Raw genomic sequence first — 22,307 nt, 5'->3', positions numbered from 1 at the left:
AACCGGTTCCTGTACTCTTGGTCTGCAGACTTTGACCTGCAAGGTTTGGCCTGCAAAGCCGGGACGGGATAGTCATGACCACAATGCTCATCTTGGGCGCAACGGGGCTGGTTGGCCGCCGCGCGATGACGCTCGCTCTCGCGGACCCTCGCGTTACGCGCCTCATCGCGCCAACGCGGCGTGCGCTGCCGCCCGAGGAGCGGGTCAGCAATCCTCGGCTCGATGATCTGATTGCTGGTGCCGGCGATGGGGAATGGCGAGCCGACGGCGCAATCTGCGCGCTCGGAACGACGCGGGCGGCGGCAGGGTCGGCAGCGGCATTTCGAGCGGTCGATTACGAACTGGTGCTGCTGATCGCGCGGCGGCTGCGCGACGCCGGAGTTGGCCGGTTCGCGCTGGTATCGTCCCTGGGCGCCGACCCGCGATCCCTGTTTCTCTACACGCGGACGAAGGGCGAGGTGGAGGAAGCGATCGGGGCGCTCGCTTTCCCGTCCCTGACGATCCTGCGGCCAGGATTCCTGGATGGCGAGCGTGCCGAAAGCAGGCCGGTACAGCGAGCAGTGCGGAACGTCCTGGGCTTTTTATCTCCCCTGTTGCCGCCAGTTGCGCGCATCAGTTCGGTGACCAACGTGGCCCGCCAGCTCATCGAGGCGGCTGTTGCCGGCGAGCCGGGAAGCCACGTCATTGGAGCCGGACAACTGGCGGAAGGCGGCAACTGACGCCGCCCGTCTTGGAGCTACTGAACCTGGGCGACCTTCGGTCCGGATGACGGCATCTGTGCGTTAGCCGCCAACGGCCGCTTCGACGGCGATGCCGGGTCCGGCAATCGGAAGGCGGCGTCGGCCGGCGTGCCCTGCGGTGGTCTGCGGGCGCCGCTTGCCGGAAGCACGATCACTTTCGCTCCGACCTTCACCCGCTCATAGAGGTCCGTGACGTCGTCATTGGTCAGCCGGATACAGCCGGACGACACCCGCTTGCCGATCGTATTGGGGTTGTTGGTGCCGTGAATGCGATATTCGGTTTCGCCGAGATACATCGCGCGCGCGCCGAGCGGATTGCCGGGGCCGCCCGCCATGAAGCGCGGCAGATAAGGCTGACGCCCGATCATTTCGGTCGGTGGATGCCAATCCGGCCATTCTGCCTTGCGGGCCACAGTCTGCTCGCCGGACCATGTGAAGCCTTCGCGGCCGACACCGATGCCGTAGCGCAACGCCTGCCTGTCGTTCAGGACGAGATAGAGGAATGTATTTCCGGTATCGATGATCACGGTGCCAGGTGTCTGGCGGCTGGCGTAGTCGACCACCTGCCGAACCAGAGCTCCGGGAGCATCAGCTTCGGCTTTTGGCGGCTCGGCCAGAGGCGCCGGAGCCGGGGCCGGTATCGGAGCTGCAGCCGGAACCGGAGCCACCGCTGCGGCATGAACCGGAGGCGCCACGTAAACCGGCGTCGACGATGCCTTGGCTTCCTGTGCGGGCGCCTTCCGGACCGGCTGCACGCTCGCCGGGCGAGACAGCAAACCGTACCCCAACGCCGCGACGGCCACGGCGCCAATTGCAACTCTCGCGGCCATGGGTATTGCGAGCGTCTCTGCCTTTCCGCGTTTTGCCCGCTTCTTCATCGCTTTCCCTCGGTCACCATGCCCAACAGAGGTATCCAGCAAGATTTAAGAAACATCGAAGCAATCCCGCCAGAAATGGAACCGCCAGCGATGGTTAACGCTTTGATCCTGATGCTTCACAATGCGCGCGCTACAGCGAGGCAAGCCGGAACAACAGGGCGCGCCAGCCGGGAGAATGATTTGCAGATTCTGGTCGTTGAAGACGAAGACCTGATCCGCGATGTGGTCGTGGACATATTGGAGGGTCAAGGGCACGAAGTTCTTCAAGCCGAGAGCGGAGAGCAAGCGCTGCAGCTATGCGCCGAAGTCGCTCCGGACCTCATCTTCACGGACGTGAAGCTGCCGGGACAGATTTCCGGATGGGACGTCGCAATAAGGTGCAGGCAGAGTCATCCCGCCATCCCCGTCATCTACGCCACTGGATACACTCAATCAGATCCGCGGCCGGTTTCAGGGAGCATCATGCTCCACAAGCCCTACCGACTCGAGCGGCTCCTGGAATCCATCCGCACCTTGACGCGCCAGTAACGCGGCATCCGAACGGCGGGCTTGGCCATAAGGACAGGCACTCACTCGGCCGCCATGCCGCGCAGGTAAGGTTGACCGGTGAGGTTAATTCGAGCCGCCGTTTGTCGATCGAAGCTGCCCTCGCTAGCCTGGCAACCAGGCAAGGATGAACATGCTCGAGAGAACCGACCAGCACACGCTGTCGAAGGCCAAGCGCCGCGAGGCCAACGACTACGCCGTCGGGCTGGCATTCCTCGGCGCCGTCGGCATCGCCATGATCGCATGGATCGCCGCAATCGCATGGGTCGGCTGGCGCCTGATCGAGTGGCTTTTTTTCTAGGTCAAGCGCGGCTTACCATGAGCGAATTTGCAGGACTTTCCGATCATTTCATCATGCGAATGCACGAGTTCATTCGCAACGAGGTGCAGGCCGATGCGTTGGCCGGCACCAGGTTGATCGGGCTACCCGCCAGACACCGCGCTGAACGTCTGTTCAAGGAGATCGAGCGTCGCGGGCTCGTCTGCAGGCCAATCGAATGGCCCGAGCACCTGGCTGATCCGTCGCGCGACCCGGCCGATCGGCCGCTTCGGACGATCGCAAATTGATTGCATTCGGCTCGCCTCGGTACGCATGAGACCGCCGGGATGCCGCAAGGGCATTCACGAGATGTAAAGCATCGAACAGAACAACGTCGCGCGAACGTTCAGATGTGAACATCGTGCGACGTGGAGGAAAGCCTAACCTCATCCGGCGTCGGTTGGATTCGCCTCCGTGCCGAAGCATCAGCGGCCTCAGCTTATTACCCTTCCCAGGCTGAGGCCGCTTGCCGCTTCAATTCAGGCTCCGCGAGGGCAGACCCAGCATGATTCAAAAGTTCTCCTGCTCGCGCGGTGTGCGATGCGGGAGTGGCCCGCGCGTTGCGAACGGGGCGGCAGGGTGGTGACGCGGCCGATGGGCTTCTCGAAGACGTTGCGACCATGCACCCGTTCGTCCGTCGTCAATCGGCAGCCTGTTCCGGGATGGCCGCTTGTCTGGCGTCGCCGCTGGATTGTCTGGCTGCCCGGTACCGACCGGGCGACAGGCTGTGATATCGATTGAACAGCTTGGAAAATGCCGCGGGCGTCTCGTAACCGACCCGGCTCGCAATCCGGGCGATAGGCTCATCGCTGGTTTCCAACAGGAACGCAGCCTCCGCCATCCGACGCTCGATCACATAACGGTGCATGGACTGGCCGACGAGCTTGGTAAAGCGCGCCGAAAACACCGAACGGCCGAGCCCAACACGGTGGCCCAGATCGCTCAGTGTCCAGGGCCGCTCGGGATTTTCGTGAATCAGCTTGAGCGCCGGTCCGATGTGAGGGTCGGATATGGCGCCAAGCCAGCCGCCCTGTCCGGGACTGAGAGATGCGATCCAACTTCGGAGCACCTCGACGAAGAGCACTTCGGTCAGTCGTGAAAGCGCGACGCGTTGGCCAGGACGCTCGAGCGCGGACTCGCTGACCATACGGCGCAAGATCGCTTCAAGCCAAACAGCATCGGTCGTCCGCTTCAGCAGCAGCACCGGTGGAAGCAGCTCCATCACACTGCCAAACAAAGGCCGTGACACGGTGAAATTGCCGCAAATCATCGTCGAGAGCGGCTTTGCGCCGGTGCCGTGACGAACGACGCCCAGGCGCGCCGACGTCCGGTCGATATCCATGATCCGCAAAGGCTTGGCGCGGCGATCCGAATAGAACACATGGGGCTCTCCCCGCGTGATGACGACGAAATCGCCCTCGGACATCTGGATCTGCTCTCCCTGGTCGAGGGCGAGAGTTGCCGAGCCTTGGCTCAGATAATGAAACAGGGCGTATGGTCGCGCCGGCAACTCGAGGTGCCAGGGATGGCCGAGCTCGAAGTGGAACAGCAGCGTCCCGCCGAGACGAACCCGATCGAGCACTTGGGCGAGTATGTCCATGTCGCCGAGATTAGTCCGCTGGACGATTGGACACAACATCCGGACGATCGATCTCTATCGTCCGGAAGGTCTGCGCCATAGGTCATGCCGGCGCGGGCCGACGGTACGAGCGGCAACCTTCGCCCAGGGGCGAATGAAGAACCGCGACCTTACCGGAAACGCCTGTCCATTCCTTCGGACCGTGTTCGTCCGACATGCCAACGGGAACGATTCATGCGAAATATTCTCCTCTCTGCCGCCACCGTACTTCTGGCCGGAACGACATTGGTCGGCTCGGCCCATTCCGCCGAACTGCCCAAGGGAGCGGCCCCCAACATCGTGCTCGTCCACGGCGCTTTCGTGGACCAGACGAGCTGGCAGCCCGTCGCCGAAATTCTCACGAAGAAGGGCTACAACGTCACGCTGGTCGAGAATCCGCTCACCTCGCTTGCCGCCGACGTCGATGCCACCAAGCAGGCGCTGGCGAAGCAGACCGGCAAGACCGTCCTCGTCGGCCATTCATGGGGCGGCGTGGTGATCACGCAGGCCGGCAACGATCCCAAGGTATCGGCGCTCGTTTACGTTTCCGCTTTCGCGCCCGACGTCGGCCAATCTCTGGCGACCCTCGCCAAGAGCGGTCCGGCCACCGAGGGCACCGCGGCGATCCATCCTGACGACAAGGGCAACCTCTACATCGATCCCAAGGTGTTCCCGTCTGCGGTCGCGGCTGACCTTCCGCCGAAGATCGCGGAATCCCTGGCCAACCATCAGCTTCCGCTGAACCACGTCGCGTTCGAGGCCCCGGTCGATGTTGCCGCGTGGCGCGACAAGCCGACTTTCTACGTAGTCAGCACGAAGGACAAGGTGATCGCGCCCGAGGTCCAGAAGCTCTTTGCCGCCGGCATGAAGGCCCAGACGACGGAAGTCGCCGGCAGCCATGCTTCGCTCGTCGTCCATGCAAAAGAAGTCGCCGCGGTGATCGAGAAGGCTTCGCTCGCAAAGTGACGACGCCGCTCCCGGCGCACACGTGCCGGGAGCGCGCGCTGCAAATGGCGCAAACCGGCCCGGGCTGCGGTCTCCGCATCGCAGCCTCGCGCAAGGCTGCGCCGCCCGCCCACCCCACGGCAACTTGTTCATCGAGGATGAAATGACTGAACTCGAGATCCCCAGCCACGATGGTGCCACGCTCGAAACGGCGCCGACCCGCTATGTCGAAAGCGGCACCATCCGCTTCGCCTATCGCCGCCTCGGCCCGGCGACCGGAACCCCGCTCGTTCTCCTGCAGCATTTCTCCGGCAACATGGATGCCTGGGATCCCGCCGTCGTCAATTCCCTTGCCGCCGATCGCCCCGTGATCGCCTTCGACAACGCCGGGGTCGGCCGCTCGGGCGGTCAAACGCCCGACAACGTCGCGGCGATGGCACGAGACGCGGTCGCGTTCATCAATGCGCTTGGTCTCGCGGAAGTCGACCTGTTGGGCTTTTCTCTGGGCGGCTGTGTCGCTCAGCAGATCGCCGCCGAGCACGGAGGGCTGGTCCGCAAGCTCGTCCTTGTAGCGACTGCGCCGCGAGGCGGAGAGGAACATCTGTTGGCGGTTTTGCAGGACGCGTTCTCCCAGGCGGACGCGCCCGACCCGCGCTTGCCGTTGTTCTTCACCAAATCCTCCAATAGCCGCGCTGCAGGATTGGCGTTTCTCAAGCGAACGCGAGTGCGTTCGGACGATCGCGATACCGACAACGGCAAAGCGGTGACGGATCCGCAGGCCAAGGCTCTGATCACCTGGTGCGCCACGCCTGATCCCGATCATGAGGTTCTGCGCGCCATTCACCAGCCTGCCCTGGTGGTCAGCGGCAGCCATGACACGATGCTGCCAGCGGACAACGCCTACGCCATGTTCAAGCAGCTCCGCAATGCGCAGCTGGTGCTTTATCCCGATTCAGGTCATGGCGCCCTGTTTCAGCACCACGACATCTTCGTCGACCACGTCCGGACGTTTCTGGACGCCGGCCGGTCTACGGCAGCGTGACTCCGACGTGGGTCTCGAGAGCATTGAAGAGGATGGAATGACAATCACGCAGATTCAAGTGTCGCGCTTCAGCATCATAAGCTCAAAACCGTTCGACGCGGTGGTGGCCAAGCTCAGGTCGGCGGTGGGGCAGCCCGACATGAACGAATTTTTCAGGACCACGCGGGCGACGAATGAATTCCGGGATCTGGAGCGTGTCGTGCAGAGCGGCCTTGGCCGCACCGGTCTCATGCGCTTCGCGGAATTCGACCTGGGCGACATTCTGCGCCGTGAGACCGGAGCCGCGACACCCAGGATCATGCGGTTTGTCATCGGCAATCCGCTCATCATGAAAGAGATGGTCAAGCACGTGCCCGATGCCGGATCCTACGCCCCCGTCACCATCCTGGTCGACGAGCGTCCCGATGGCGTGCATCTGTCCTACGACCAGATGGAGAGTTACCTGTTGCATTATGCCAACGCGGAAGCCCTTGCCGTCGCCCGGGATCTGGATGCCAAGGTGACGGGCTTGCTGCGCGAATGCGCGGGCTGACGATCTCCGCACGGCGCTGCAAGCGCTGAGATGCGCCGCCACACGATCGAAAGGGAATTCTGCGTGAACAGGTTGCTTCTTGCCATTCTCATGGCGTCGGCTGTTTCCTCCGGCGCTGTAGCCGCATCTCCAGGGGAGCCGCTGGATTCTGCCGAGCTGAGTGCGATCAAGTCAAAATTCGGCACGCTCATGGAATTGGCCAACAGGCACGATTTCCAGGCTCTGCATGACATGTTCTGGCAATCGCCCTCCGCTCTGCTGGTGGCAAAGAGCGCGATCCCGTCCGAAGGAAACTGGGCCGGGTTCTGGGGCAACGAGGCGATTGACCGGAAACTGCACGATATCGGCAGTTCCGGCCCGGTCGTGCTCGAACCGGACTATTCGAAGCTCAGGGTCGTCGGGCTGACGCGCGATGTCGCCGAGTCCTACGTGCCGATGAACATCACGGTGTCCTATGCGGGGCAGGATGGGACAGCGAAGCCGTTTCTCATGATCATCAATTGGCTTCGCATCGGAGCGGACTGGAAGATCGCCTCGGAAATCATTCTGCCGGTGCCGCCCGTACCCGCCACGAAACGCTAGGCGCCAGGTCTGGACGCGGTTTTGCGGAAGGATAGCAGCAACGAAGAATGTGCCGAAAGCCGGCGGCGCCGGCATATGCCGCTTCCGGGTCCCGGCGATGACGGTCTCGCGCCCCGGATGCAGAGCGCCTATCCCGCCTTCGCCGGGGCGACGTTGATCGCGAGCTTGCCGTAGCGATCCGTGAACGCCTCGGTGTCGATCTCCTCGAGCTCGATCTCGCCGCTCATGACGCCCTGCTTCCACACGTCCTGCGCCGGATCGTTCTGGAATTCCGGCATCACCTCGCGGCCGAACAGCTCGAGCGATTCGCAGATGTGCTCGTGGCTGTTCTTGCCGGCCTGGTTGAGCAGGATGACCTGGTCGATGTGCGAGGACTGGAAGCGCTTGAGCTTCTTGCGGATGGTTTCGGGCGAGCCGATCAGGCCGCCGCGCAAGGCCGCCTCCTGCGCTTCCGGATTGTCGCGCTTCCACTGGTTGTACTCGTCCCACATGTTGACGGTGTAGGGCGCGGGACGCTGGCGGTTCTGCGCGGCGCCGTAGAAGCGCAGCGCGAACTGGAAGAAGGTGGCGCCGTCGGCGCGGGCGCGCGCCTCCTCGTCGGTCTTGGCGCACATGAAGAACGACACCAGCGCCATGTTCGGATTGATCTGGTAGTCGGCGAGCTTGTGAAGCCGCTTGGTCATGGCGTTGTAATAGGCGTGGACCCAGGCATGCGCGGCATCGGCGCTGACGAACTGGAAGCCGAGCGCACCAAAGCCGTGGCGGCCGGCGCGCTCGATGGTCGGCAGCTGCGAGCACGCCATCCACAGCGGCGGATGCGGCTTCTGCACCGGCTTCGGGACCACGTTGCGCAAGGGGATGTCGAAATACTTGCCGTGGTGCTCGCTCCCTGCGTCCTTGAACATCGGGAAGATCGCGGCGACCGCCTCCTCGAACACTTCCTTCTTGGTCTCCATGTCGCGACCGAACGGCGTCAGCTCGGTGATGGACGCGCTCTCGCCCATGCCGAATTCGCAGCGGCCGTTGGAGAGCAGGTCGAGCACCGCGACCCGCTCGGCAACGCGCGCCGGATGGTTGGTGGTGAGCTGCAGGATGCCGTGACCGAGCCGGATGTTCTTCGTGCGCTGGCTCGCGGCGGCGAGAAAGGATTCCGGCGAGGGCGAGTGCGAATATTCCTCGAGGAAGTGATGCTCGACCACCCAGGCATGATCGTAGCGGAGGCGGTCGGCGAGTTCCATCTGCGACAGCGCGTTCTGGTAAAGCCTGAGCTCGTCGCCGGCCACCCAAGGCCGGGGCAGTTGCAGCTCGTAGAAGATGCCGAACTTCATGGCGTCGCCTTCCCCGTTTTTTTATGGTTAGGGTCATCTTAATGTGCGAGGCGCCGCTGTCTACGGAGCGACAATTCCGCCGCACGGGAGATTGATTCCCTTGCCGCGAATGGCGGCGTACACCTGCCTTGCCTTGCCTTGCGCGGCGCTGCGACATCAGTGCAGGCCCGCGGCTTGATCCAGATCAACGCCGCGCCGGCCCTTTTGCACCAGAAGTGCAGCAAGGCAACGGCCCGGATGCCGTCCCGATTCCCATCACATCTTGAGAGACCGAATATGTCGGCCCCTGACGACGCGATGTCGCGCGTGCGCCGTAAGCGCATGGAGATTTTCGCCTTCCTCTTCCTGACCGCGGTCGTGATGCCCGTCCTCGCGGTCGGAACCGTGGGTAGTTACGGCCTCGGCGTCTGGATCTACCAGATGTTTGCAGGCCCTCCCGGCCCGCCGCCCTCGCCGCATTGATCCCCCAACAGCGAAAGACAGGCATCATGGCCCAAGGCTTACTCGACAAAGCCACACTCAATCGCCGCGCCTTGATCACCGGCCGGGTGCTCAGCGCCGACCCCGTCGTCGCTCCGCCGGGCTGCGAGATCGCCAGCATCATCGTGCAGGCGCGCCCCGAGCGCCTCGCCGAGCTCGAAGCCGCGATCACGGCCCTCGCCGGCTGCGAGATCCACGGCCGCGATCCGCGCGGCAAGCTCGTCGTCGTGACCGAAGCCCCTGATTCCGGCAGCCTCGGCACCCTGCTCAACACCATCCAGTCGCTGCCCGACGTCTATTCCGCAGCGCTGGTTTTCCACGCCATCGAAACCGCCTGAGCAAAGAAGAGCCATCATGTCATCGCCAAAGCTCGACCGCCGCCAGATGCTGAAACTGGAGGCCGCCGCGATCGCGGCCGCCGCCGCGGGCATGCCGGTGCCGGCGCTCGCCGCCAACCTCGTCGCCGAGCGCGACATCGCCGAACTGAAATGGGACAAGGCCGCCTGCCGCTTCTGCGGTACCGGCTGCTCGGTCATGGTCGCGACCAAGGACAACCGCGTCGTCGCCACCCACGGCGACACCAAGGCCGAGGTCAATCGCGGCCTCAACTGCGTCAAGGGCTACTTCCTCTCCAAGATCATGTACGGCCACGACCGCCTGACGCAGCCTATGCTGCGCAAGACGAACGGCAAGTACGACAAGAACGGCGAATTCACGCCCGTGTCCTGGACCGAAGCCTTCGACATCATGGAGCTGAAGTGGAAGGAGGCGATCAAGAAGCGCGGCCCGAACGGCGTGGCCATGTTCGGCTCGGGTCAGTGGACGATCTGGGAAGGCTATGCCGCCTCGAAACTGTTCAAGGCCGGCTTCCGCACCAACAACATCGACCCCAATGCGCGGCATTGCATGGCCTCCGCGGTCGCCGGCATGATGCGCACCTTCGGCATCGACGAGCCGCCCGGCTGCTATGACGACATCGAGGCCACCGATGCCTTCGTGCTGTGGGGCTCCAACATGGCGGAGATGCACCCGATCCTGTGGACGCGCGTGGCCGACCGCCGGCTCTCCGCGCCGCATGTCCGCGTCGCCGTCCTCTCGACCTTCGAGCACCGCTCGTTCGACCTCGCCGACATCGGCATGATCTTCAAGCCGCAGACCGACCTCTACCTTCTCAACGCCATCGCCAACCACATCATCAAAACCGGCCGCGTCAACAAGGACTTCGTTGCCGCGCATACCGTGTTCAAGCGCGGCCAGACCGACATCGGCTACGGCCTGCGGCCGGAGCATCCGCTGCAGAAGAAGGCGACCGGCGCGGCCAAGGCCAACGACTCCACCGACATGACTTACGAGGAATACGTCAAGTTCGTCTCGGACTACACGCTGGAGAAGGCGGCCGAGATGTCCGGCGTGCCGATGAATCGGCTGGAGGCGATCGCCGAACTCTATGCCGACCCCAAGACCAAGGTGGTCTCGTTCTGGACCATGGGCTTCAACCAGCACACCCGCGGCGTCTGGTGCAACAACCTGATCTACAACATCCATCTGCTGACCGGAAAGATCTCCTCGCCCGGCAACAGCCCGTTCTCGCTGACCGGCCAGCCCTCGGCCTGCGGCACCGCGCGCGAGGTCGGCACCTTCTCGCACCGCCTGCCTGCCGACATGGTCGTGACCAACAAGGCGCATCGCGACCACGCCGAGCACCTCTGGCTGCTGCCGGAAGGCACCATTCCCGACAAGCCCGGCGCACACGCCGTGTTGCAGAGCCGGATGCTGAAGGACGGCCTGATCAACGCCTATTGGGTGCAGGTCAACAACAACCTCCAGGCCGGTCCCAACGCCAACGAGGAGACTTATCCCGGCTTCCGCAATCCCGATAATTTCATCGTGGTCTCGGACGCCTATCCGTCGGTCACCGCGCTTGCCGCCGACCTGATCCTGCCGACCGCGATGTGGGTGGAGAAGGAAGGCGCCTACGGCAATGCCGAGCGGCGCACACAGTTCTGGCATCAGCTCGTGGCAGCCCCCGGCGAGTCGAAATCCGATCTCTGGCAGCTCATGGAGTTCTCCAAGCGCTTCAAGATCGAGGAGGTCTGGCCCGAGGAGCTGATCGCCAAGAAGCCGGACGTTCGCGGCAAGACGCTGTTCGACGTGCTCTACAAGAACGGCCAGGTCGACAAGTTCCCGGTCTCCGACATCGAGGCGGGCTATCTCAACGACGAGTCCAAGGCGTTCGGCTTCTACGTCCACAAGGGCCTGTTCGAGGAATACGCCTCGTTCGGGCGCGGCCATGGCCACGACCTCGCGCCGTTCGACACCTATCACCGGGAGCGCGGCCTGCGCTGGCCGGTCGTCAACGGCCAGGAGACGAAATGGCGCTTCCGCGAGGGCAGCGACCCCTACGTCAAGCAGGGCACCGACGTGCAGTTCTACGGCCACCCGGACGGCAAGGCGCGCATCTTCGCGCTGCCCTACGAGCCGCCGGCGGAATCGCCCGACGGCGACTATCCGTTCTGGCTCTCGACCGGCCGCGTGCTGGAGCACTGGCACTCCGGCACCATGACGCGCCGCGTGCCCGAGCTCTACAAGGCGTTCCCCGAGGCCGTCTGCTTCATGCATCCGGATGACGCGCAGGACGCGAAGATCCGGCGCGGCGACGAGGTGAAGGTGGTGTCCCGCCGCGGCTTCATCCGCGCCCGTGTCGAGACCCGCGGCCGCGACCGGCCGCCGCGTGGGCTGGTGTTCGTGCCTTGGTTCGACGAATCCAAGTTGATCAACAAGGTGACGCTGGACGCCACCGATCCGATCTCGCTGCAAACCGACTACAAGAAGTGCGCCGTCCGAATCGAGCGGGTGAACCTGTCATGATGAAACGAACAGCAATCGCCCTGCTCGCGGTCGTGATCGCCGCGGGCGTCAGCTCGCTGACCGCGCAGACGGTGACCTCCGGCCTGCGCGGCCCAACCCCGCTCAACGACGAAGGCCCGGCGCCGCCGATGACGCCGATGCGCAACACGTCGGAACGGGAGGTGCGCAACTATCCGGAGCAGCCTCCGGTGATCCCGCATTCGATCGACGGCTACCAGGTCGACCTCAACGGCAACAAGTGCCTGTCCTGCCACGCGCGGGCACGCATCGCGGAATCAAAGGCGCCGATGGTCTCGATCACGCATTTCATGGACCGTGACGGCCAGTTCCTGGCCTCGGTCTCGCCGCGGCGGTTCTTCTGCACGGAATGCCATGTGCCGCAGAACGTCACCACGCCGCCCGTGAGCAACGACTTCACCGACATCGACACGCTGCTGTCGCGCTCGAGCCCCGGTGGACGGCGATGACGACGACCGCTGACGGGCCCAATGCAGAGTTGAAAATCAAGCGCGGCTTCATTGCGCGAAGCTGGGGCTTTGCGCTGGAGCTCTGGCGGGTACTGACCCGGCCGAGCTCAGTGTTCGCGCTCGGCACCCTGGTCCTCGCTGGCTTCGTTGCCGGCGTGATCTTCTGGGGCGGTTTCAACACCGCGCTGGAAATCACCAACACCGAGAAGTTCTGCACCGGCTGCCACGAGATGAAGGACAACGTCTTCGCCGAGCTGAAGTCGACGATCCATTTCAGCAACCGCTCCGGTGTCCGCGCGACCTGCCCGGACTGCCACGTCCCGCACAACTGGACCGACAAGATCGCGCGCAAGATGCAGGCCTCGAAGGAAGTCTGGGGCAAGATTTTCGGCACGATCAACACGCGGGAAAAATTCCAGGACCACCGCCTCGAACTCGCCGCGCATGAATGGGCGCGCTTCAAGGCCAACGATTCCCTGGAATGCCGCAATTGCCACAGCGCCGATTCCATGGACATCACCAAGCAGTCGCCGCGCGCCTCGGTCGCCCACCAGCGCTTCCTGTTCACCAAGGAAAAGACCTGCATCGACTGCCACAAGGGCATCGCCCACCAATTGCCGGACATGCGCGGCGTTCCAGGCTGGCAGTAGGCGGCACAATCGCCTCCGCAGCATCATGGCTGGGCCTGTCCCGGCCATCCACGTCTAGCCGCACGGCACGAAGGACGTGGATGCCCGGGACAAGCCCGGGCATGGCGACCTCTTGCGAGAGTCCACATGGGAGTAGCGGTCGGCAATAGCGGGGCGGCCCCGCTTGAACCGGCGGGGCGAATGGTTAGTTTCGGGGGGTGGCGAATCGCCTCGTTTCGCCCCTCCTCAAGACAGACATGGCCACTTTCACCCCGCATCAAGATGCCGCGCTCAAGGCCGTCGGCGACTGGCTCAAGGCCAAGCCGGGCCGTAACGGCACGCCGCCGGTGTTCCGCCTGTTCGGCTTCGCCGGGACCGGCAAGACCACGCTCGCCCGGCACATCGCTGACGGCGTCGACGGCGAGGTGAAGTTCGCCGCCTTCACCGGCAAGGCCGCCCTCGTGATGCGCAACAAGGGCTGCGACGACGCCTCCACCATCCACTCGCTGATCTACCGCGCCCGCGAATCTGGCGAGGAGCAGCCGAGCTTCGAGCTGTGGGACGACGCGCCGGCCTCCAAGGCCAAGCTGATCGTGATCGACGAATGCTCGATGGTCGACGCCGAATTGGGGCGCGACCTGATGTCGTTCGATTGCCCGCTGCTCGTGCTCGGCGATCCCGCGCAGCTGCCGCCGATCCAGGGCGGCGGCTTCTTCACCAACACCGAGCCGGATGCGATGCTGACCGAGGTGCATCGCCAGGCCCAGGACGATCCGATCGTGCGGATGTCGATGGACGTGCGCGAGGGACGCGAGCTCGACATCGGCCGCTACGGCGAGAGCGAGGTGGTCTCGCGCAAGGAGCTGGATCCCGACCGCGTCATGGCCGCCGACCAGGTCCTGGTCGGCCGCAACAACACGAGGCGCGCCTACAACATGCGTGTGCGCCAGCGTCAGAACATCGAGGACGTCTTCCCGGTCGCCGGCGACAAGCTGGTGTGCCTGCGCAACAACCGCAAGAAAGGCCTGTTCAACGGCGGCCTGTGGCGCGTGAAGTCGCGCAACACCTCCCGCTCGAAATCGCGCATTCTCAGCATGCGGCTGTCGCCGGACGAGGATTTCGGCCACAAGGTGACCAAGGTCTCGGTGCGCGCCGATTGCTTCGAAGGTGGCGTCGAGCAGATCGGCTGGGAACAGCGCAAGCCCTATGACGAGTTCGACTACGGCTACGTGCTCACCGTGCACAAGTCGCAGGGCTCGCAATGGGACGACGTCGTGCTGTTCGACGAGAGCTTTGCGTTCGGGGAGAGTCGCGCAAGGTGGCTGTACACTGGGATTACGCGCGCGGCGAAAAGGTTGAGCATCGTCGTGTGAGGACGTTGTAGCCCGGATGAGCACAGCGATATCCGGGACGAAATGACCCGCATGTCGCTTCGCTCATGCGGGCTACGAACCTACGACACAGCGTTCGCCCTCACTTCCCCGCGACGAAATAAAAATCTTCGCGGCCCGGCGGCGAGCCATAGGTGAACGGCTGCTGCCCGTGCTTCGTCGCGGCCCAGACGTCGTCGCGGATGATGTCGAACAGTTTCCTGATCTCGACGCGGGGCTGCTTGATTTCGCGGGCCAGCGCAGTGGCGAACGGGCTGTTGGCGCTGCCGTCGCCGTCCATAGCGGTCTCGCCGTGCTTGGCGGCGTAGACCACCATGAAGCCGGCGCCGGGCTCGATGTTGGAGAAGCCCTTGTCGACCAGCTTCAGCGACAGCGTGCGCTGCATGGCAGGCGCGAACGGATTGTCGCGGCAGGCATCCAGGACCACGAGACGCATTTTTCGCGCGGCACCGACCGCGGCGATCACCTGCTCGAGCGCGACCGCCTGCGTCTCGGCGTCCTTGTCGGCGGCGAGCCTGGCGTCGACGGGAACGAGATAGTTCACCCCGCCGATCTCGAAGCCGTGGCCGGCGTAATAGACCACGGCCCAGTCGGCCTTCTCCGCTTCCTCCGCGAAGGCCTTCAACGCGTCGAAGAACTTGTCGCGGGTGAGGTCACTGACGGAAATCACGGTCTGGAAGCCGACGTCGCGCAGCACGCCCGCGATCAGCTTGGAATCGCGCGGCGGATTGGGCAAGGCATGGACGTTCTTGTAGGCGCCGTTACCGATCACCAGCGCCACGCGGCGTCCGATTGCTCCGGCCGGCGCCTGCAGCGTCAGCGCGGCGAGCCGCTCCTGCGCGACGGCACGGGCACGGGCGACGTCGGGCTCGTCGAACTTCGTCAGCGAATAGGCGGCAGCGCGATAATCGGCGCGCGCCTGCGCGAGATCTTTCCTCCGCTCGTAGATCTGGCCGCGACCGGAATGCGCGCGGATATTGTTCGGATTGATCTGGATGGCCGTGTTGTAATCCTTCAGCGCGGCATCGAGGTCGCCCTTCATCATGCTGACATCGGCGCGGTTGTTGATTGCGTACACGTTCTTCGGCTGCCGCTCGATCAGGCCGTTGCAATCGGCAAAGGCCTGGTCGAACTTGCCCATCATGCCGTAAGTGATGCAGCGGTTGCTGGCGATCTGCGGCGCGGCCGGGTCGATCTTCTCGGCCTCGGCGAAATCGGCGATCGCACCGTCGAAATCCTTCATCAGCGTCCGTGCCCGGGCGCGATTGGTCCATCCGAGCAGGAATTTCGGCGTGTATTTGATCGACAGGCTGAAATCGTCGAGCGCGCTTTGCAGCGCGCCGCGGCGCGCGTAGATGACGCCCCGATTGTTGTAGGGGACACCGTAGGCCGGGCGCTTCTGGAGGGCGAGGTTGTAGTCCGCCATGGCGAGGTCGTCCTGGCCCTTGCGCTCGTAAGCGAGGCCGCGGAGGTTGAGGGCAATGACGTAGTCCGGATCGAGATCGACCGCGATGGACAGGGTCTCGATCGCGCGGTCGTAATCGCGCTTGTTGATCAGCGTGTTGCCGCGTACGGAGAGCGCGATCGCCTTGTCCTTGCCGCCGAGCTTGTCGGTCTTCAACAGATTGTCGCAGGCGCTCGCGCGCGCCTGGGTCTCGGCCTGGCGGTCGCGGCAGAGGGTGAGATCTTCGGCATGCGGGTCGGCCGCCGCGCTGAACAGTCCGGCGGCCAGGATGACGAGGGTCAGGGAAACGACGCGCAGCATGGGTCAGACCCGCTCCAGCCAGATTCTTCTCAAGTCGATCATCGATCGCACCGGCTCATCTAGCGCGGAGTTCCCGGTCTCGCCAAGCTGCCGGCGCCCGGCTCTCCCGCACGGCTCATTTCACGGACTCGTGTCCGTCCGGGCGTAACGATCGGCGACCGCGCCCGTACCTCGGATAGTGCGAAAACGCCGCCGGGCAACTGTTCGTCCGGCCCCGACCGCCCTAGACTGTCAGACCTTCCGAAAGAGGATCCGCCATGCGCCGACCCGCCATCCTGTCCCTGATCGCCGCCTCAACCGCCGCCGTGGCACTGGTTTTCGCCATGCCGTCGCGGGCTGCGGAAGAAGCGGTCGTGATCCCCGCCCCCGCCATGGATGCCGCACCTGCGAGCGGGATCCAGACCGCCGTGCTCGCCGGCGGCTGCTTCTGGGGCGTGCAGGGCGTGTTCCAGCATACCGCGGGCGTCGTCAACGCGGTCTCCGGCTATGCCGGCGGCACCAAGGCGACCGCCGACTACCAGACGGTCTCGACCGGCCGGACCGGCCATGCCGAGGCGGTCGAGATCAAGTACGACCCGAAGAAGATCTCCTACGGCAAGATCCTCCAGATCTACTTCTCGGTGGCGCACGACCCGACCCAGCTCAACCGCCAGGGCCCCGACACCGGCACGCAATATCGCTCGGCCGTCTTCACCACCTCGGACGAGCAGAAGAAGGTGGCTGAGGCCTATATCGCCCAGCTCAACGGCGCCAAGGTCTTCAGCAAGCCGATCGTGACCAAGGTCGGCGCGCTGGAGGCGTTCTACCCGGCGGAGGCCTACCACCAGGACTATCTGACGCTACACCCGAACCAGCCCTACATCGCGTATAACGACCTGCCCAAGGTCGAGAATCTGAAAAAGCTGTTCGCCGATAACTACATTGAAAAGCCGACGCTGGTGAGTGCCAGCAAGGCCACCAACTGATCGCGAGATCACCGAAGCAAACGGGAGACCCATGCCCGACACCAAAATGAAAACCACAGACGACAAGGTCATCAAGAGCGAAGAGCAGTGGCGGCGTGAATTGTCGCCGATGCAGTACGCGGTGCTGCGCGAGAAGGCGACCGAGCGTCCCTTCTCGGGCGAGTACGAGCACGACCACCGCGCCGGCACCTATGTCTGCGCCGGCTGCGGCAATATGCTGTTCGAATCCGACGCCAAGTTCGATTCCGGCTGCGGCTGGCCGAGCTTCACCCAGCCCGCGGTCGAGAGCCATGTCGACGAGGAGCGCGACGTCAGCCACGGCATGATCCGCACCGAGGTGCTCTGCTCCAAATGCAGCGGCCATCTCGGCCACGTCTTCCCCGACGGCCCCGGGCCGACCGGGCTGCGCTACTGCATCAACTCGGCAGCGCTGAAGCTGGAGCCGAAATAACATTGCGCGCGGCCGGGTTCCTTGATGGAACCCGGCCGCGCGATATGCTTTTCTTGTCTGGCGGTGCGGCCGATCATCGCATCTGGCGGCCGCCGGGAGGATGCCATGTCACTCGGGACCGTCCTGATCATCCTGGTGATCATCTATCTGCTCGGCGGCCTGTCCGGCCGCTTGGGAGGTTACGGCTATGGCATGGGCCATTCCGGCATGGGGATCGGCGGCGTCGTCCTGGTGGTGCTGGTCGTCCTGCTGCTTCTTGGCAAATTGTAAGCCATATAAGCCATTGAACATAATAAGATAATTTCGTCCGCGGGGCTGCCATGCGCGGATTCATCATCTCCCATCGCGGGGGTCGCATTTTTGTCAAATCGGCCTATATTAGAGGACGAAATGGCATGTGCGGCGGGCTCGCTCGGTTGCGGCCCCTGCCCTCCCAGACCCCACGCGCTTAAAGCCCCAGAGAAGATCACGAGGTCTTTGACCATGCGTCCACTGCGTCCGTTCAACTTCAACACTTCCGCCGAACTCTTTCCCGCCGCGATCCGCAAGAAGAAGCGTGCAGGCTTCACCTATCGCCGGTTCGGCACTGCCGCCGAAGCCGTGCAGTTCGCGATGGAGCAATTGCCGACGGACTCGCTGAACGGCGCCTATCTCCAGGTCGAGGAAGCGCGTTTCGACCAGAACGGCATCCGCTCACTCTATGAGAGCGAAGCCTTCCCGTTGGAGCGTCATCGCAAGCCCGAGCCCGTGGCCGCCGAGACCGACGCCGACGCGGCGTAAGCCGTTTCGCCCAGCCCGATGTGTGCGGAAAGCGCGATAGCCAAAAGGCTGTCGCGCTTTTTTCGTTTCTATTCCCTCCGCAAGGGGGAGAGGCGTAGAAGCGCTAGAGCCGCGGCTGCTTGTCGAGCCAGTGGCGGAGCAGACGCACGTTGCGCATGTTGGCGCGGAACATGACGTCGAAAGCGTCGCCCGCGAACGGGACCAAGCCGACCACGCCGTCGAGCGCGACGTTGCCGAGCATGCGGCCGGTGACATACCAGGGCGCGCCCAGCGCGCGGGCCTCGCGGACCAGCCACAGCGAGATCGCCGTGGTGATGATGTCGCCGACGACAGGGATCAGGCCGATCAACCCGTCGATGCCGTAGCGGATATTGGTGCCGGGCAGGATAAAGGCGACGTCGAGCAGTTTGGCGATCGCCTCGACCCGCGCGATCCGCTGCTCGCGCGTCAGATTACCGAACGGGCTCCCGGCGAACGGATTGTCCTTGCCAAGCTCGAAACGGAACTCGCGAAAGCCCTGCTCCAGCGTTTCGGGGCGGACTTCCCGGCCGTCCTGGTCGATGATCGGACCGCGCGCCCCCGCGCCGGATGAGGTCGTGCGCGAGCTTCCCGAACGGGATCTGCGTGGAGCAAGGATGTCGTCGTCGGACATGGTCATGGCCTTCAGGAAACGCGCGGACGCGGCGGAAGTTGCTGCGCCGCGCCCGAACGTCGCGCTCAGGTGGGCGCCGCCACTGGCTGCGGCTCCTTGATGTATTTATGCACGAGCCAGGACGAAATCACCGCCGGCACGAACCCGACCAGGCCGTACAGGATGAACTGCACCGAGCCCGAATCCGGCCCGCGCGAGCTGTAGGTGAACGAGGCCAGCACGAAGGCGAACAAGCCGACCAGGAGCATCCGCACGCCCGGGCCGATCCGCCTGATATGGACCAGAATGTCGTCGATCGCGCCGATCATCAGCGAAGGCAGGAAGCCGAACAGATAGCTGTATTGCAGCGTCTTGAAGAACACCACGAATAGCTTGCCGACCTCGCCGAGATTGGTCTGGGCCCAATAGCCGGACTGATAGGTCGTCGTCAGCAGCAGAAGGAAACCGCCGACAAACGGGCCGACCAGCGCAAACACCAGATAGCGTTTCATCAAACATCCTCACACGTCTGCGCCGATTATAGCAGTGCCCCGGGAACCTTGAATAGCGCGCGGTTCGGCCTTTGTCGGAACAAGTGGCAGCACGACGAGTTCAGACAGGGACCTGAATTTACCTTTGAAGATTGGAGTGCTGATGGCCCGCAAAATTCTCCTGGCGACGATCACGATGGCAGCCCTGACCGTTTTCCTTGAGCCGAGCGCCTACGCGCAAGGCCACATGGGCACGCCGCAGGAGCAGAAGGCCTGCTCGCGGGATGCGCAGCGTTTTTGTCGCAAGGACCTCGGCAATGACATGGCCGTGCAGGGCTGCCTGCAAGCCAACCGGGCAAAGCTGTCGAAGTCGTGTAACAAGGTTTTCCAAAGTCACGGCATGTGAGAACCGGCACCGTCCCGGCGAATGGAGCGTGAAGCCATGCTACGCGACGAACAACTCTCCATTCTCCGGGACATCAGCCAGTCCGTTGCCTTTGCCGACGACCGCCACGGCAAGATCGGCGAACTCATCGCCGACGGCTACGTGATGAAGGACGGCGATCTGTTCGAACTCACCGCCAAGGGCGCAACCGCTGTTGAGGAACACGCCGCCGCGCTCGGCACGATCGACGACGAACAGACGAACGCATCCTCCGATCAACTGACCTGATCGCGTGCACACGCTTGTTGCGTGACGTCCACGCAACAATTGCAAATTCCTTTGCGCCTGCCATTGCAGCCACGCGACAATGGCGCATACTTCGCTCGGGCGGCGCAGCACTTTTCGATTCGAGCAATCAAGAAATCGAGCGACCACATGCGGGACCAGAGGTCCCGACGTGACGGCTGTGACATGCGGCAGATCAAGCCGCGTGCGGCGCCCCAACAAAGTGGCTCAAGCCACGGAACTCGGGGATGCATTCTTCATGACACGCTACAGGACCGTCGTTTCGCTGTTCGCCTTCGCCACCACGGCGCTCGCACTCCAGACATCACCCGGCCTCGCCTTCTCGTCCGAAGCGCAGCAGATGTGCACCGGCGATGCGATGCGGCTGTGTTCCAGTGAGATCCCCGACATTCCGAGGGTTAGGGCCTGCATGGTGCAGAAGCGAGCGGAGGTCAGCCCCGGCTGCCGCGCCGTGATGGACCGCGAGCACGCAGCCGCCACGTCGCGCAAGCGGGAAGCGGCGGCGCAGTAGGACGCATCCGCGACGGAGGACCTAGTCGCCCCACTGCGCGAAGGCGTCGTTGAAGGCGCGTTCGCCGGGGGCGCCCTTCTCGATGGCGATGATGGCGCGGCGCTGGTTGGCGTAGACCAGCGGCACGTCGAACCACGAGCGCTCCTTCAGGAGCTGGACGTTGCGGGAGCGGTCGGCGTCGACATTTGACAGGCCGACCAGGAAGAAGCCGTCGGTGACCTTGACCGCGAGGCCCGCGAGCGGCGTGCCGCGCGCCTGCTCGTTCGACTTCATCAGGATGCCCGGCACGTTGGAGATGCTGCCGCCCGGGAAATCCGGCGGCAGGATGAAGGTCAGCTCCGCGGTGTGGCTCGCCGGCAGCGACGAATCGGTGTTGCGGCGGAACGACATCGTCATCTTGAACTTGCGATCGGGGATCTCGATGTCGGCGCGCACGGCGACGTCGGCCTTCTGGGCGCCCGAGGCCTTGATCGGCTCCAGCCGCCAGACTACCGAGCCGACATATTGCTTGCCCTTCGGATCTGACGGATCCTCGTCATAGAGCACGACCTTCTGCGCCACCGGCGCGACCGGCTGGTTGCTGGCCGAGGGCTGGCCGACGCGATCGGGAATCTTCGGCTTGCTCTGCGGCTGGGACGGATCCTTCGGCGCCTCCACTAATTGGGTCGGCGAGGACTTGAACAAAGTGGTCGCGGTCTGGACCAGCTGCTTGCCCCAGAGGATGCCGGCACCGACCAGGATCAGTACGATGCCGACGGCAATCGCGCTCTTGAACGGAAAGGCGGAACGGGTGCGGGCGCGCTTCTTGGCATCGCGTTCGGGCGCGATGCGCGGACGCGGCGACGGCGGCTGCGCCTGCGGCGCGTAGCGCTCGGCCTCCTCGATCGACTCGTCGTAGGAATAGGGCGCGTCCTGTTCGCCGACGCGGTTTTCCAGGCTCGGCTCGAGCCGGTCGAATTCCGGCGAGGGCGAGGGCACGTTGGCGTAAGTGCGGCGGGCGGCGCGGCTGGCCTGCGCGGCCGCACCGCCGAGTTCGTTGGCGTCGGCCGTGATGTCGCGGAAGCCGCGCACACCCGGCGCCGGCGGAGGTCCGACATCGGGCGGACGACGCGCACCGGCGCGATCGCGTCCGGCCGCCGGCTCCGGCATCGGGGGCGGGGCAGACGGTCCCGGCTGGCGCGGAGCGTCGAAACGGGGAGCGCGCGGCGGACGCGGAGCCTCGCTCTGGTCATCGACGTTGAAGGACGGACGGTCGGCGCGCGGCGGCGGCGGGGCCGGACGCGTGCGCGGCGGGGCCGGCGCAGCCGCAGCCGGGGCGCCTTCGGCGGCCCGGGTGCTGGCGCGGCGAAAGGCGTCGCCGCTGCTGCCGCTGCGGGCGCCGCCACCGGGGCGCGAGGCCTCGCGGGCGCGCTGGGCGGCCTCCGATTCGACCTTGCGGACGGCCTCCTCCAGCGACAACCTCTCGCGGGTGATCTCGGATTCGGAGAGCGGCGGCTGGACGCTGCGCAACTGGGCAATCAACGCCGTACGCGCCCGCTCATAGAGCGCGCGACGGCTTTCGCCGGGAGCGTTGGGGTCCAGGGCGGCAATAGCGCGGGCGATCAGCGGATAGTAATCAGCCATTTCAACTCAATTATACGCGCGTCCTGGTAAGAGA

General features: G+C 64.5%; 28 protein-coding genes. 21 read left to right on the top strand and 7 right to left on the bottom strand.

Annotated features, from left to right (window positions below; translation table 11 throughout):
- The first annotated feature begins 74 nt into the window (after positions 1–74).
- The gene (locus C7G42_RS07045) at positions 75–719 is read left to right on the top strand and encodes a Rossmann-fold NAD(P)-binding domain-containing protein (RefSeq protein WP_245427551.1); all 645 of its coding nucleotides are present in this window, start codon (positions 75–77) and stop codon (positions 717–719) included.
- Positions 720–736: 17 nt separating this feature from the next.
- On the opposite strand, the gene C7G42_RS07040 is transcribed toward C7G42_RS07045, so the two are convergent.
- Positions 737–1,618, bottom strand: a complete 882-nt coding sequence (locus C7G42_RS07040) for a L,D-transpeptidase (RefSeq protein ID WP_199580686.1) — start codon at positions 1,616–1,618, stop codon at positions 737–739.
- Between the two features lie 180 nt (positions 1,619–1,798).
- On the opposite strand from C7G42_RS07040, the gene C7G42_RS07035 reads away from it, so the two are divergent.
- The 3 genes from C7G42_RS07035 (at position 1,799) to C7G42_RS07025 (ending at position 2,731) form a co-directional block, all read left to right on the top strand.
- Positions 1,799–2,146, top strand: coding sequence for a response regulator (locus tag C7G42_RS07035; RefSeq protein ID WP_158537569.1), 348 nt, complete (start codon positions 1,799–1,801; stop codon positions 2,144–2,146).
- A 151-nt stretch (positions 2,147–2,297) separates the two neighbouring features.
- Positions 2,298–2,465 carry an RNA-binding protein gene (locus C7G42_RS07030; protein ID WP_106948887.1) on the top strand — a complete coding sequence of 56 codons (168 nt, stop codon included), beginning with the start codon at positions 2,298–2,300 and terminating at the stop codon, positions 2,463–2,465.
- Between the two features lie 17 nt (positions 2,466–2,482).
- Positions 2,483–2,731 carry a hypothetical protein gene (locus C7G42_RS07025; RefSeq protein ID WP_106948249.1) on the top strand — a complete coding sequence of 83 codons (249 nt, stop codon included), beginning with the start codon at positions 2,483–2,485 and terminating at the stop codon, positions 2,729–2,731.
- A gap of 392 nt (positions 2,732–3,123) precedes the next feature.
- On the opposite strand, the gene C7G42_RS07020 is transcribed toward C7G42_RS07025, so the two are convergent.
- Entirely contained in the window at positions 3,124–4,083 is a 960-nt protein-coding gene (locus C7G42_RS07020; protein WP_199580685.1) for an AraC family transcriptional regulator, read from the bottom strand.
- 213 nt (positions 4,084–4,296) lie between these two features.
- On the opposite strand from C7G42_RS07020, the gene C7G42_RS07015 reads away from it, so the two are divergent.
- The 4 genes from C7G42_RS07015 to C7G42_RS07000 all read left to right on the top strand — a co-directional run bounded on the left by C7G42_RS07015 (position 4,297) and on the right by C7G42_RS07000 (position 7,202).
- Positions 4,297–5,067 carry an alpha/beta hydrolase gene (locus C7G42_RS07015; RefSeq protein ID WP_106948247.1) on the top strand — a complete coding sequence of 257 codons (771 nt, stop codon included), beginning with the start codon at positions 4,297–4,299 and terminating at the stop codon, positions 5,065–5,067.
- 142 nt (positions 5,068–5,209) lie between these two features.
- Positions 5,210–6,088 carry an alpha/beta fold hydrolase gene (locus C7G42_RS07010; protein WP_106948246.1) on the top strand — a complete coding sequence of 293 codons (879 nt, stop codon included), beginning with the start codon at positions 5,210–5,212 and terminating at the stop codon, positions 6,086–6,088.
- 37 nt (positions 6,089–6,125) lie between these two features.
- A complete protein-coding gene (locus C7G42_RS07005) occupies positions 6,126–6,620 on the top strand; it encodes a DUF302 domain-containing protein (RefSeq protein ID WP_106948245.1) in 495 nt (164 codons plus the stop codon).
- 30 nt (positions 6,621–6,650) lie between these two features.
- Positions 6,651–7,202, top strand: coding sequence for a hypothetical protein (locus tag C7G42_RS07000; RefSeq protein ID WP_502694182.1), 552 nt, complete (start codon positions 6,651–6,653; stop codon positions 7,200–7,202).
- 128 nt (positions 7,203–7,330) lie between these two features.
- Here the strand turns inward: C7G42_RS07000 and C7G42_RS06995 are convergent, their stop codons facing one another.
- Positions 7,331–8,530, bottom strand: coding sequence for an LLM class flavin-dependent oxidoreductase (locus tag C7G42_RS06995; protein WP_106948244.1), 1,200 nt, complete (start codon positions 8,528–8,530; stop codon positions 7,331–7,333).
- 276 nt (positions 8,531–8,806) lie between these two features.
- Between C7G42_RS06995 and napE the strand changes: the two genes are divergently transcribed.
- From napE to C7G42_RS06960, 6 genes are all read left to right on the top strand, one after another.
- Positions 8,807–8,992 carry a periplasmic nitrate reductase, NapE protein gene (napE, locus tag C7G42_RS06990; RefSeq protein WP_094893482.1) on the top strand — a complete coding sequence of 62 codons (186 nt, stop codon included), beginning with the start codon at positions 8,807–8,809 and terminating at the stop codon, positions 8,990–8,992.
- Positions 8,993–9,018: 26 nt separating this feature from the next.
- On the top strand, positions 9,019–9,348 hold the full coding sequence (locus C7G42_RS06985; RefSeq protein ID WP_106948243.1) for a chaperone NapD: 330 nt from the start codon (positions 9,019–9,021) through the stop codon (positions 9,346–9,348).
- A 16-nt stretch (positions 9,349–9,364) separates the two neighbouring features.
- Positions 9,365–11,878 carry a nitrate reductase catalytic subunit NapA gene (napA, locus tag C7G42_RS06980; protein WP_106948242.1) on the top strand — a complete coding sequence of 838 codons (2,514 nt, stop codon included), beginning with the start codon at positions 9,365–9,367 and terminating at the stop codon, positions 11,876–11,878.
- Complete coding sequence (locus C7G42_RS06975) at positions 11,875–12,345, top strand: nitrate reductase cytochrome c-type subunit (protein WP_162307717.1); 471 nt, start codon at positions 11,875–11,877, stop codon at positions 12,343–12,345. Before napA ends, C7G42_RS06975 begins: the two co-directional genes overlap by 4 nt.
- Positions 12,342–12,995, top strand: coding sequence for a NapC/NirT family cytochrome c (locus C7G42_RS06970; RefSeq protein WP_106948240.1), 654 nt, complete (start codon positions 12,342–12,344; stop codon positions 12,993–12,995). The genes C7G42_RS06975 and C7G42_RS06970 overlap by 4 nt, the downstream gene beginning before the upstream one ends.
- 236 nt (positions 12,996–13,231) lie before the next feature.
- Positions 13,232–14,347 carry an ATP-dependent DNA helicase gene (locus C7G42_RS06960; protein ID WP_106948238.1) on the top strand — a complete coding sequence of 372 codons (1,116 nt, stop codon included), beginning with the start codon at positions 13,232–13,234 and terminating at the stop codon, positions 14,345–14,347.
- A gap of 100 nt (positions 14,348–14,447) precedes the next feature.
- Here the strand turns inward: C7G42_RS06960 and C7G42_RS06955 are convergent, their stop codons facing one another.
- Positions 14,448–16,130: a caspase family protein gene (locus tag C7G42_RS06955; protein ID WP_106948237.1), complete on the bottom strand. Its 1,683-nt coding sequence runs from the start codon at positions 16,128–16,130 to the stop codon at positions 14,448–14,450.
- 257 nt (positions 16,131–16,387) lie between these two features.
- Between C7G42_RS06955 and msrA the strand changes: the two genes are divergently transcribed.
- The 4 genes from msrA to C7G42_RS06935 all read left to right on the top strand — a co-directional run bounded on the left by msrA (position 16,388) and on the right by C7G42_RS06935 (position 18,326).
- The gene (gene msrA, locus C7G42_RS06950; RefSeq protein WP_106948236.1) at positions 16,388–17,095 is read left to right on the top strand and encodes a peptide-methionine (S)-S-oxide reductase MsrA; all 708 of its coding nucleotides are present in this window, start codon (positions 16,388–16,390) and stop codon (positions 17,093–17,095) included.
- A 31-nt stretch (positions 17,096–17,126) separates the two neighbouring features.
- Positions 17,127–17,546, top strand: coding sequence for a peptide-methionine (R)-S-oxide reductase MsrB (msrB, locus tag C7G42_RS06945; protein WP_094893474.1), 420 nt, complete (start codon positions 17,127–17,129; stop codon positions 17,544–17,546).
- Positions 17,547–17,651: 105 nt separating this feature from the next.
- Complete coding sequence (locus C7G42_RS06940) at positions 17,652–17,816, top strand: DUF3309 family protein (protein WP_106948885.1); 165 nt, start codon at positions 17,652–17,654, stop codon at positions 17,814–17,816.
- A gap of 213 nt (positions 17,817–18,029) precedes the next feature.
- On the top strand, positions 18,030–18,326 hold the full coding sequence (locus C7G42_RS06935; RefSeq protein ID WP_014439893.1) for a hypothetical protein: 297 nt from the start codon (positions 18,030–18,032) through the stop codon (positions 18,324–18,326).
- Positions 18,327–18,429: 103 nt separating this feature from the next.
- Here the strand turns inward: C7G42_RS06935 and C7G42_RS06930 are convergent, their stop codons facing one another.
- Complete coding sequence (locus tag C7G42_RS06930; RefSeq protein WP_106948235.1) at positions 18,430–18,984, bottom strand: DUF4112 domain-containing protein; 555 nt, start codon at positions 18,982–18,984, stop codon at positions 18,430–18,432.
- Between the two features lie 59 nt (positions 18,985–19,043).
- On the bottom strand, positions 19,044–19,469 hold the full coding sequence (locus C7G42_RS06925; RefSeq protein ID WP_106948234.1) for a DUF5413 family protein: 426 nt from the start codon (positions 19,467–19,469) through the stop codon (positions 19,044–19,046).
- A gap of 175 nt (positions 19,470–19,644) precedes the next feature.
- Here C7G42_RS06925 and C7G42_RS06920 point away from each other — a divergent pair, with 175 nt between their 5' ends.
- From C7G42_RS06920 to C7G42_RS06910, 3 genes are all read left to right on the top strand, one after another.
- On the top strand, positions 19,645–19,854 hold the full coding sequence (locus C7G42_RS06920) for a hypothetical protein (protein ID WP_502694196.1): 210 nt from the start codon (positions 19,645–19,647) through the stop codon (positions 19,852–19,854).
- A gap of 36 nt (positions 19,855–19,890) precedes the next feature.
- On the top strand, positions 19,891–20,121 hold the full coding sequence (locus C7G42_RS06915) for a hypothetical protein (RefSeq protein ID WP_106948884.1): 231 nt from the start codon (positions 19,891–19,893) through the stop codon (positions 20,119–20,121).
- 256 nt (positions 20,122–20,377) lie between these two features.
- On the top strand, positions 20,378–20,650 hold the full coding sequence (locus C7G42_RS06910; RefSeq protein WP_502694181.1) for a hypothetical protein: 273 nt from the start codon (positions 20,378–20,380) through the stop codon (positions 20,648–20,650).
- 21 nt (positions 20,651–20,671) lie between these two features.
- Here C7G42_RS06910 and C7G42_RS06905 read toward each other — a convergent pair whose 3' ends face one another.
- Positions 20,672–22,273: a hypothetical protein gene (locus C7G42_RS06905; protein ID WP_106948231.1), complete on the bottom strand. Its 1,602-nt coding sequence runs from the start codon at positions 22,271–22,273 to the stop codon at positions 20,672–20,674.
- Between the last annotated feature and the right edge of the window lie 34 nt (positions 22,274–22,307).

It is taken from the genome of Bradyrhizobium sp. MOS003 (assembly GCF_003020125.1).
Classification (GTDB): domain Bacteria; phylum Pseudomonadota; class Alphaproteobacteria; order Rhizobiales; family Xanthobacteraceae; genus Bradyrhizobium.
Note: the sequence above shows the minus strand (reverse complement) of the source record. Positions and strands in the feature narration are given on the sequence as shown.